Origin of the sequence: Myxococcus vastator (genome assembly GCF_010894475.1) — a bacterium.
GTDB lineage: Bacteria > Myxococcota > Myxococcia > Myxococcales > Myxococcaceae > Myxococcus > Myxococcus vastator.
Map to the genome: position 1 here is coordinate 1 of NZ_JAAIYB010000357.1, position 8,912 is coordinate 8,912.

General features: G+C 67.5%; 10 protein-coding genes. 4 read left to right on the forward strand and 6 right to left on the reverse strand.

What is annotated here, in order from left to right; all coding sequences use genetic code 11:
• Nucleotides 1-623: 623 nt before the first annotated feature.
• The 3 genes from G4D87_RS27920 to G4D87_RS27930 all read left to right on the forward strand — a co-directional run bounded on the left by G4D87_RS27920 (nt 624) and on the right by G4D87_RS27930 (nt 3,283).
• Nucleotides 624-2,111: an endo alpha-1,4 polygalactosaminidase gene (locus G4D87_RS27920; RefSeq protein WP_163785702.1), complete on the forward strand. Its 1,488-nt coding sequence runs from the start codon at nt 624-626 to the stop codon at nt 2,109-2,111.
• A 348-nt stretch (nt 2,112-2,459) separates the two neighbouring features.
• Entirely contained in the window at nt 2,460-2,810 is a 351-nt protein-coding gene (locus G4D87_RS27925; RefSeq protein ID WP_163785703.1) for an ArsR/SmtB family transcription factor, read from the forward strand.
• Nucleotides 2,807-3,283: an SRPBCC family protein gene (locus G4D87_RS27930; protein WP_163785705.1), complete on the forward strand. Its 477-nt coding sequence runs from the start codon at nt 2,807-2,809 to the stop codon at nt 3,281-3,283. The genes G4D87_RS27925 and G4D87_RS27930 overlap by 4 nt, the downstream gene beginning before the upstream one ends.
• A 92-nt stretch (nt 3,284-3,375) precedes the next feature.
• Here the strand turns inward: G4D87_RS27930 and G4D87_RS27935 are convergent, their stop codons facing one another.
• The 3 genes from G4D87_RS27935 to G4D87_RS27945 all read right to left on the reverse strand — a co-directional run bounded on the left by G4D87_RS27935 (nt 3,376) and on the right by G4D87_RS27945 (nt 5,591).
• Nucleotides 3,376-3,726: a hypothetical protein gene (locus G4D87_RS27935; protein ID WP_163785707.1), complete on the reverse strand. Its 351-nt coding sequence runs from the start codon at nt 3,724-3,726 to the stop codon at nt 3,376-3,378.
• Between the two features lie 434 nt (nt 3,727-4,160).
• Nucleotides 4,161-4,751, reverse strand: a complete 591-nt coding sequence (locus G4D87_RS27940) for a DUF4291 domain-containing protein (RefSeq protein ID WP_163785709.1) — start codon at nt 4,749-4,751, stop codon at nt 4,161-4,163.
• Nucleotides 4,752-4,925: 174 nt separating this feature from the next.
• Nucleotides 4,926-5,591 carry a DUF4476 domain-containing protein gene (locus G4D87_RS27945; RefSeq protein ID WP_205507752.1) on the reverse strand — a complete coding sequence of 222 codons (666 nt, stop codon included), beginning with the start codon at nt 5,589-5,591 and terminating at the stop codon, nt 4,926-4,928.
• A 409-nt stretch (nt 5,592-6,000) separates the two neighbouring features.
• Here G4D87_RS27945 and G4D87_RS39625 point away from each other — a divergent pair, with 409 nt between their 5' ends.
• Nucleotides 6,001-6,159 (forward strand): hypothetical protein, encoded by a 159-nt coding sequence (locus G4D87_RS39625; protein ID WP_240358668.1) that lies wholly within the window; start codon nt 6,001-6,003, stop codon nt 6,157-6,159.
• 118 nt (nt 6,160-6,277) lie between these two features.
• Here G4D87_RS39625 and G4D87_RS27955 read toward each other — a convergent pair whose 3' ends face one another.
• The 3 genes from G4D87_RS27955 to G4D87_RS27965 all read right to left on the reverse strand — a co-directional run.
• Nucleotides 6,278-7,036, reverse strand: a complete 759-nt coding sequence (locus G4D87_RS27955; protein ID WP_240358669.1) for a phytanoyl-CoA dioxygenase family protein — start codon at nt 7,034-7,036, stop codon at nt 6,278-6,280.
• 180 nt (nt 7,037-7,216) lie between these two features.
• Nucleotides 7,217-7,981 carry an RICIN domain-containing protein gene (locus G4D87_RS27960; protein ID WP_163785711.1) on the reverse strand — a complete coding sequence of 255 codons (765 nt, stop codon included), beginning with the start codon at nt 7,979-7,981 and terminating at the stop codon, nt 7,217-7,219.
• Nucleotides 7,982-8,120: 139 nt separating this feature from the next.
• A partial coding sequence (locus tag G4D87_RS27965) for an alpha/beta hydrolase (protein WP_163785713.1) occupies nt 8,121-8,912 on the reverse strand: 792 nt, incomplete at its 5' end.

Sequence of the window (8,912 nt, forward strand, 5' to 3'; positions counted from 1 at the left end):
TCATCCATGACATCTCGAAGTGCCTGGTATCGCTCCGCCACGGCCTTTTCCGCGTCCATACCCGGCCAACGCGCTCGGCCCCTCTGGCTATTCCCCTATTCGGCTAACTAATTCCTGAGCGGGCCCTAACCCTCCGGATTCGAGCGGGAGAAGACCGAGGAGCCAAAGCCCACGTCTCCTCGGGCCGCAGTACGCCGACCGGACTGGTGCAAGGAGGCGGCTGGCTGCGCGGCGTGAGGTCGGCGCGACGTGGGGACCCATGCGGCAGCTCCGTGGCCTGCAGGTGCTGCTCCGCCGAAGAACGTGTCGAACGCGAAGTCGTAGATGGCCTTGCCCGTGGACGCGGTTGGAAGCCAGCGCCGCTCCTCCACGTGGAGCAAGTCCTCGCCAGAGCGGAACCTGCGCGTGAGGGGCTGGCGCACACCTCATCATGCGGGCTTCAAATTTCCATCAGAGAGCAGGCCCCATCCAGACAGGAACGAATGTTCCAGGACATGGGTGAATGTCGCATGTCGCGCGCCACTTCGCGTTGCTGCTGCCGCGCGCCTGACGCTAAAGCCCGCCACGTTCGCCGAGCGCATCGACCTCAGGGCGGGGCCCGGCTCCGGCGACAGGGAGCGCACATGCGAGTCGCGGTAGTCGGGTGGACGAGTCTGTGGTGCATCGCGCTGTTTGCCTGTGGTGGTTCCTCCGGAAGCGCGGACCGCGCGGAGCGGAGCGGGGACACGGCGGGCCTCGCGGACGCTCGGACCTTGACGTGCGCCAGTCTCCAGGTCGCGAGCGGCGCCATCGGCTCGGGGCAGACCGTCCAGGGGCTGCACACGCAGACGTTGTCGGGCACTCAGGACCGCTGGGCGGAGTACGTCGAGTTCTTCCCCGGCACCTCCGCCACGTGCACGTACGCGCTCCCCGCGGACGTGGGCGTCGCCGACGTCGTCGCCGCCGAGGTGGGCCTCAACTATCGCGGGCCCACCAGGTCGCAGATGCGTTGGCTGTTCGAGGCGTGGGACTACGTGGCGGGCGCCTGGGTGTTGGTGGGCGACAACACCTTCGCGCAGTCCTGGAGGTGGACCGCCACGTCGCTCGCGCTGACGTCTCCCCAGCGCTTCGTCAGCGGCGGCCCGGTGAAGCTGCGCTACCGCACGACGTCCACGGCGGATGCGTCGCTGCTGGACCTGCTCGTGGTGCGCATCCAGGTCGCCGCCTCGGACGCGGGCACGCCCGGCGACGCGGGGACTCCCACGGACGCGGGCACCTCCTCCGACGCGGGAACGGGGACCGACGCCGGCACGCCCGTGTCGTGGGAGGGCATCCATAGCTTCACCTACCAGCTCACGAACTATCCCCAGGGGAAGCTGGACACCATCGCCAACTCGAAGTTCGACCTCGCCATCGTCGACCTGTCGCGTGACGGCTACGACGACTGGTTCACCGCCGCCGAAATCACCGCGCTCAAGGCCAAGGGCAAGCAGGTGCTCGCGTACTTCGAGATTGGCGCCATCGAGGAATACCGCCCCGAGTGGTCCCAGGTGCCCGAGGACTTGAAGCTCGGCCCCGTGGGCGGCTGGCCCGACGAGCAGTACGTGAAGTACTGGGACGAGCGCTGGTGGCCCATCGTCCAGGGCCGCCTCGACCAGGCGCTCGCCGCGGGCTTCACCGGGTGCTACCTGGACATGGTGGTGACGTACGAGGAGATTCCCGCGAACGCCGCGGGCACCAACCGCGCCGACCTCGCGCGGAAGATGGTGGCCCTCCTGGCGCGCATCAACCAGTACGCGAAAGCCCGCAACCCAGCCTTCAAGGTGATGCCCCAGAACTCCCCGGAGCTGGTGGATGACCCCGCCTACCTGCCCGCCATCGACGGGCTGGGTATGGAGGACATGTACTGGTCCGACGACACCCCCTGTGACATGGGCTGGTGCGCGGAGAACCGGGCCAACGCAGCCCGGGTCCGCGCGGCCGGCAAGCTGGTGCTCTCCACCGACTACGCCGTCCAGGCCGCGCACATCGCGGACGCCTATACCCGCTCGCGCGCGGCGGGCTTCGTCCCCTACGTCTCCGTGCGCGCGCTGGACCGGATGACGGTGAACGCGGGGTGGGATCCGCAGTAGCGGCTCTGGCCGTCCGGCGCTCCTCCACGGAGGGGAGGGGCGCCGGTGGCGGCTGTGTCCTCACCATCTGCGTGAGGCGCGCACCCGTGGTGTAGGCCACCCAGGCCAGCACCGCGAAGAGGATGAGCGCGTCCCCCACCATTGAGGCGCTTCCCCTGGCACGTCTGCCGGTACATGTCCTCCAACCCCTCTTGGAAGGGCCCGCCGAACAGCTCGTTGAGACATCCCGGCTCAGCACTGCCGCGTGTGGACGGACCTCGACGGGACGACGGAGCCTCGCCGGGACTGCGTGCCTGAGCAGGGGCTCGAGCTTGACGGATATGTGCATGGACGTGTATATACGCGCTCATGCAACTTGACGTCTTTCAGGTGCTCTCTGATCCGACGCGGCGTCGCATCGTCGAGGCGCTTCGGTATGGCGAGCAGCAGGTCAGCGACGTCGTCGAGAAGGCTGGCGTCCACCAGTCCGGTGTCTCGCGGCACCTGCGCATTCTGTCGGAATCGGGCTTCGTCTCGATGCGGCCGGATGGGCAACGTCGCCTCTACGCCTTGAAGCCGGAGCCGTTCCAGGACCTCGATGGGTGGCTCACTCCGTACCGGCAACTCTGGGAGGCGCGAATCGATCGTTTCGGAACCGCACTGGAGAAAAAGCAGCAACAACAGACTCGACGAGTCGAAGGAAAGAGGCAGCGAAAATGAGCAACGAGAAGGCGAAGGTCGTCATCGAGCGGACCTACCGTGCGGGAATCCAGGACATCTGGGCGCTCTGGACCACGAAAGAGGGCTTCGAGTCGTGGTGGGGGCCCCAGGGCTTCCGTGCCGAGGTTCAGGAGCTCGATGCACGCGTAGGCGGCGCCCTCCGGTACGACATGATTGCGGACTCACCGGAGATGATTGCCGCGATGAAGCAGATGGGCCAGCCGACCTCCCATGCGACCCGTTCCCACTTCACCGAGGTGGCGCCACATTCGCGACTTGTCCTCACGAACGTCATCGACTTTCTGCCCGGGGTCGCGACCTACGAGAGCAAGATCGCCGTGGACTTCCTCCCGAGCGGCGACCGCGTTCGCATGGTGGTCACGCTGGACGCGATGCACAGCGAGGAGTTCACGAAGATGCAGCAGGATGGTTTCACGAGCCAGCTCACGAAGCTGGACTCGCGCTTCGGGTGAGCTGAAGTCCGAATCGAATCCATCACGGCATCACCGCCCGCGGCAGCAGCGCCAGCCCTGACGCCGGCTGACGCTGAGCCTCCTCGGATGTATCAGATTCCGCAGATATCCTGGGCCAGCGAGATGCACGCTTCGATGAACTGCGCGGTGGTGCAGTCTCCATTCTGGGTGCAGACGATGTCGCCGGTGCCCGGCTCGCTGCACCACTGCAGCGTCACCCAACACGCGGCCTCGGTGACGGTGCGTTCTCCTTCGATGGCTTGGGCGCTCACGTTGCTCTCGCCCGAGGCGTCCCGCACCGTCACGGCCGTCCCGTCGCTCAGCGTGGCCTCGTAACGCGGCCCCTGCTCGCCAGCGACCGCTTCCGGCGAAGACGTCTCACCACAACCCGTGAGCACACCCATGACAAGACCCGCGACCATCACGAATGACAGTGCTTTCATACGCTTCTCCTGGTGATGGAACTCACCAACCTGAGCTCCGGGAAGCGATATGCAAGATTTGCCTGCGCTGCTCTATCGTTGAATGCCACTATCTGAAATGTTTTCAGTCTGGCCCTGTGTCTTGGAATGAAATTGAATGCGATCGCTGTGCGTGAATGGGTCGTGGCGACGGATTTCGTGAAAGCTTCCGCTCCACCTGGGCCACGCAGGGGCCTGCGCTCGCGCGGGAACGTTGTCTGGTCGACTTGAGCGAACCATGAAGGCCCAGAAGTGCCGGGGGCCCACATGCTGTGCGCCAATCCCGTGGAGAGGCCGTGCAGCCTTCCCTGTGCACACGCCGGCCCAGGCAGCCCATCGCAGCCCGGCCGACGGTGTCAGCGGCATGCGGGCTCCTGGCCCCGTCGCGGGAACGGACAATGCCCTGTCCCCAGGTGTCACATCCCGAGCCGACGGACGAGCTCCGCCGGCACGGGGTAGACGGCCTCGGGGGGCAGCAGTCGCGAGGTCTGCTCCGCGCGTCCGGCGTCCAGGTGCTTGCGCAGCTTCTGCACGAGGGGCGTCAAGTCCGTGATGGAGACAATCCAGTCCTCCACGAATCGCTGGATGATGGCGCGGCCCAGCCCCACCTGAATGCTGTCATGGGGGAGTCCCGCGCCACGCAGCGTGCGCTCGGGGTCCCACTGGACATGGACAGGCGCGGCGTCGAAGGCCTTGCGCCACGCCTCCGGCGAGCCGTGGGCCTTCGGCTCGTAGGCGGTGAGGACTCCGAGTCCCAGGGCCGCCTCCCAGTCACTGCGCCGGATGCGCACCGCGAGCGTTCGCTCCTGCCCGCGCTTGCGCCCCCAGTTGGAGCGATGCATGAGCCAGAGGAAGCTGGGTTTTATCCAGGTCATCCGTCCGGTGGAGAAGGGCGGACCGAACTTCTGCCGCGCCACCGCCACGTCCGCGATGGCGTCTGGATAAGCCTGATACATCACGATGGAGGTACGGTCGAAGTCGGCACGGACCTCTCGCTGTGCGCTCATGACCGCGCCCCCATCCCGCCCGCCTGTCGCGAGTTCCGCATCATGGCGAGCACGGTAGCAGGCCCCACGCGCCCGCGTTGTACCACCCGCCCGGTCCGGGGCCAGTGAGGCAGGGCGCCCGGGTAGGCAGGGATACAGCGGCGCGCGGAGGCTGCAGGGACGGCGTTCAGCGGATTACTGCTCGGTGATGAGCTCCACGTACTCGTCAGCGGAGATGGAGTTGCTCCACTTGGAGGAGAACCCCAGCGCGTGTTGCGGGTTCACCACGCGGGGCGCGGCCGTCTTCGCCACGTCCAGGCGGGTGATTTCGTTCTGGAACAGATCCAGGACCAGGCCGAACTGCTTCGCGGTGAGGAAGGCCCGCTTCATCACCTTCTCCACCATGTCCTCCCGCGTCAGCTCGTTGTGGGTGCCCTTGAGGGACTGCATGAAGCCGCGGAAGGTCTCCGCGTCCATCGCGAAGTGGCCGTTGCGCTGCATGGTGCAGCCCGGGTCCTGGTTCGTCCCACAGTCTCGGAAGGCGGGCTCGGAGTCGTACCGTACATGTCGGACGGACTCCTCGCGCGGCGCGACTCGCTCACGACGCTCTCTGCGCTCATGTCGCTCCGGCGGCGGTGGAGTCCCGGTGCCCGACACGTTCACCTCCATGCGGGCGCCCCCACCGCGAATCTCCATGTTGACGCCCGCTGCCTCGCCATCCGGGGACATGCCCTCCACGGCGATGCGGGTTGACGGCATGTCAATGTCATCGGCTTGGATGTTCATCTCGACGTCCTGCGCGAAGGCGGAGGAAGCGGCGAACAGGGATGAGGCCAGCACTGCGCGAGCAATCGGGTTCATCGAGCTTTTTCTTTCTGTGGTGCGGGGAGTCAGTGACTGACTGGCTCACCTGGACGCACTTCTGGATGGAATATTCACGGCCCAGCTGTCGACGGAGCGCCTCGCCTGTTCGCGATGCCGCGCCTCGGGGCAGGGCGCTGAGAGCAAACATCCGTGGAGGGGACTCGGTACCGGTGGACCCATCCCCTGCCTGGGACGCGCGGTCATGCATGACGTCTGCTCCAGGCGCCCTGGCACTCCGCGGCTTGAGCATTCCCCTCGTACTGGCAGCAGGCGCGCGGATGCGGGTCCCCGCTGCCCGCGCGCTGCGGCAGCCTTTCCTCAAGGACCGGTCCGGACTGATTGCCCTCCCTTCGGCGGGACGGCTCGTGGTGAAGCTGGTAGCTCCGCAGGCGCCGTTGGCTGGAAGGTGGGGGACGAAAGCACTGCCATTGATGGGCAGTCCATCGGCCCCGACTTCGCAGGCACGGAGCTCTCGCGGTGGCGGTATCGCGCCACGGGCAAGGCGGTGGTGCTCACGTTGAAGGACGGCAGCAAGCGCCGGCTCACTCTTCGCGACTATTATTAATCCAGCGTCGAGCGCACCAACGGCTCGTCGTGCGCATCGCTCACCGTCATGACGCGCGTTTTGCCGCAGTCTTGATGCACCGATGACGCAGCAACCGAGTCTTGGATAGGCACGCGGGTCAGACGCTCCAGCGCCATTCAAGCCCACCGGGAAGCGCATCGGCGGCGAACTCCAGGTGGAGGACGCGTCGGTGACCAGGCTTCGTGGCGGGAGAGGATGCATGAAGCAGCAGGGGATGGAACGCGAGCACGTCGCCTCGCCGCGCGAGGCAGGTCACGGCGGCGATGCGCGACTTCCTGTTCTCGATGTCCGCCTCGCTGAGTCGACCCTGGAGGTGCGTACCCGGTAGGACCCGCAGAGGCCCGTTTTCCTCGCCGCAGTCGTCTAGGTGGATTCGCAGGGCGAGCATGCGGGTTAGCAGGGTGTCGGGCGCGAGCGCGTGGGCGACACCCTCTTTGTGTGTCCATGGTCCGAAGCCAGGTGTTTCTCGCCGCTCGCGCAAAGCGATGGTGAGGTCCTGGTGCCACCGCACCTTCCAGTTGGCGTCGGGTGTCTTATCGAAGAGCAGGGCCCGCGCCGCGAAACAGTCCTTGCCGAGCACTGTCTGCGCGAGCGCGCGGACCCCCGAGCGCTCGGATGTGGCTGCGATGACGGCTGGCACGTCGAGGACGTTGCGTTGTCCTCCGCGTCTATGGGTGGACTCCTCGCTACTCGATGGCGGAAAGGCCCTTTCCAGCATCGCCACTATCTCCGGAGACGCGGCCTGGGGCATTAGCGCGAGGCCCTTGTGGCGCAGTTTCTGGGTGAAGGCCTCTTCCTGGTTCATGGAGGCAGCCAGCCATATCGTCTCGGAGCTGTCCAGGAGGACGCGGCTCACGGTCGCGGTGGGCGAACCTGTTGTGGCTGGACGCCAGTGGAGTATCCACGAGATTCTTCGACATCGTCGTGGAGGGATCGCCGCCCCAGCGCGCTCGGGGGAGGCTCACCGGTGGCGCACCCTGGTGGAGCGGGGGCTGCCACACCTGCCCTGTCGTCTGATGCGCCCCGGACTTCCGGGTCAGAGGTCCAACTGCCAGAGCTGGTTGTTCGCCGTCCCGTCGCGCTTCATGGGGAAGGTGATGAGCCGCCCCGAGCCGTCTGTCTTGGCGCCCTCGATGTCGAGCACGAGGCCGTTGAGCTGGCTCTGGATGTAGTAGGTGCCGCGGACGCGGCCGGGCACGAGCTGCCACACCTGATTGGGCTGGCCATGGGCCTCCCAGGTGACGACGCGGGTCCCCTGGGCCTTGTTGGCGCCCTCCACGTCGAGCACGAGCCCGTTGAGCCGGCTGCGGATGAGGTAGCCGCCCCGCGTGGGCACCAGCTCCCACTTCTGGTTGTCATTGCCCCCGCGGTGAGGCTTGGCCGGGTGGGCGATGAGCCCCGCCCCCGGCGCGCGGTTGCCGCCCGCGATGTCGATGACGAGCCCCGCGAGCCTGCTGCGGATGAAGGTGCTGCGCTGGGGGCGCGTCTCACCCCGGCCATTGCCCCAGTCCTGTCCGCCGGGGCCTCGGCCCGGAGGCGGCGGGGGCGGAGTGCGACGCGCCTCGCCCTGGCACCAGCCCGCGGGGCTGCACGTGCGTGCGCCATCGCACTGCGAGTTGTCGCGGCAGCGGTTGGGCCCGGGGCGATTGCGCGACTCGTCCCAGCGGTAGTCCGGCCCCGGCCCCGCAGCCGCCGTCAGCGGCAGGAGCAGCAGCGCGAGCGCCGCCCAGCCCTTGCCCTTCGCGGACGACCGGTTTTCACGCGCACGACCACCCTCGGAGCTACGCCGAGCTGCCAACATGGGACTTCTCCTTGGCTGAGACTTCATGGGGAGGGGCCGCGCTCGCCGCCCGCTCGCCCTGTGTCCTTCATGACGGGGGCACCTGGATTTCATTCACGCCCCACTGCGTCCTATCCACTCGCAGCGCGAGGGAACGCCCTCAATCGACGGGCGCGTGCTGCTGGAGGAACCGCCCCACGCGCGCCCGGGCGAGCTGACGGCCGAAGCCGCCATCCCAGATGTCGAAGCCGTGCTCCGCGTACGGCAGCGTGAAGAGGGCGTGGGAAACGCCAGCCTGGGCCAGCCGAGCGGCCATCGCTCGCGAGGCGTCGAGCGGCACGACGCTGTCGGCCCCGCCATGGAGCAGGAGTGTGGGAGGGGAGCGTGGCCCGACATGATGGATGGGGGAGAGCAGCGCGTACAGCTCGCGGTGGCCTTCCAGCGGCACACCCGTGAAGCCCTCGAGCGGCGCAGGGGCGATAGCGGCGTAGGCCACCAGGTCACTGGGCGCGTAGAAGCTGATGATGGCCGCCACCGATGTGTCCCCAGGGGCGCAGGAGGACGGCAGGCGCGCAGCTCCCTCGGTGTACCCCGCCAGGGTCGCGAGGTGCCCGCCCGCGGACTCACCGAAGAGGACGAGCCGGTCCGGGTCGATGCCGTAGGTGGCCGCGTGCTGCCTGGCCCAGCGGATGCCACACTTGACGTCTCCCACGGCCTTCAATCCGGTGGCGGGAGGAAAGAGCCGGTAGTCGAAGGAGATGAGCGCATAGCCCCGCGCGGTGAAAAAGTCGGCCCAGGCGCGGGCATAGCCGCGCTCTCCGCCACGCCAGCCACCTCCGTGGAAGTAGAGCACGGCGGGGCGGGCCCTGGAGGCGGAGGACTCGGGAAGGAAGACGTCGGCGTGCAGGTCGCGTCCCTCGACCACGGCGAAGCGAACCGTGTGGTTCGGGAG

What these genes read in the sequence shown, in the direction of transcription:
- G4D87_RS27925 (WP_163785703.1), top strand. Translation starts at nt 2,460, where the DNA reads ATGCAACTTGACGTCTTTCAGGTGCTCTCTGATCCGACGCGGCGTCGC.
- G4D87_RS27945 (WP_205507752.1), bottom strand. Translation starts at nt 5,591, where the DNA reads ATGAACCCGATTGCTCGCGCAGTGCTGGCCTCATCCCTGTTCGCCGCT.
- G4D87_RS27940 (WP_163785709.1), bottom strand. Translation starts at nt 4,751, where the DNA reads ATGAGCGCACAGCGAGAGGTCCGTGCCGACTTCGACCGTACCTCCATC.
- G4D87_RS27920 (WP_163785702.1), top strand. Translation starts at nt 624, where the DNA reads ATGCGAGTCGCGGTAGTCGGGTGGACGAGTCTGTGGTGCATCGCGCTG.
- G4D87_RS27930 (WP_163785705.1), top strand. Translation starts at nt 2,807, where the DNA reads ATGAGCAACGAGAAGGCGAAGGTCGTCATCGAGCGGACCTACCGTGCG.
- G4D87_RS27935 (WP_163785707.1), bottom strand. Translation starts at nt 3,726, where the DNA reads ATGAAAGCACTGTCATTCGTGATGGTCGCGGGTCTTGTCATGGGTGTG.
- G4D87_RS27960 (WP_163785711.1), bottom strand. Translation starts at nt 7,981, where the DNA reads ATGTTGGCAGCTCGGCGTAGCTCCGAGGGTGGTCGTGCGCGTGAAAAC.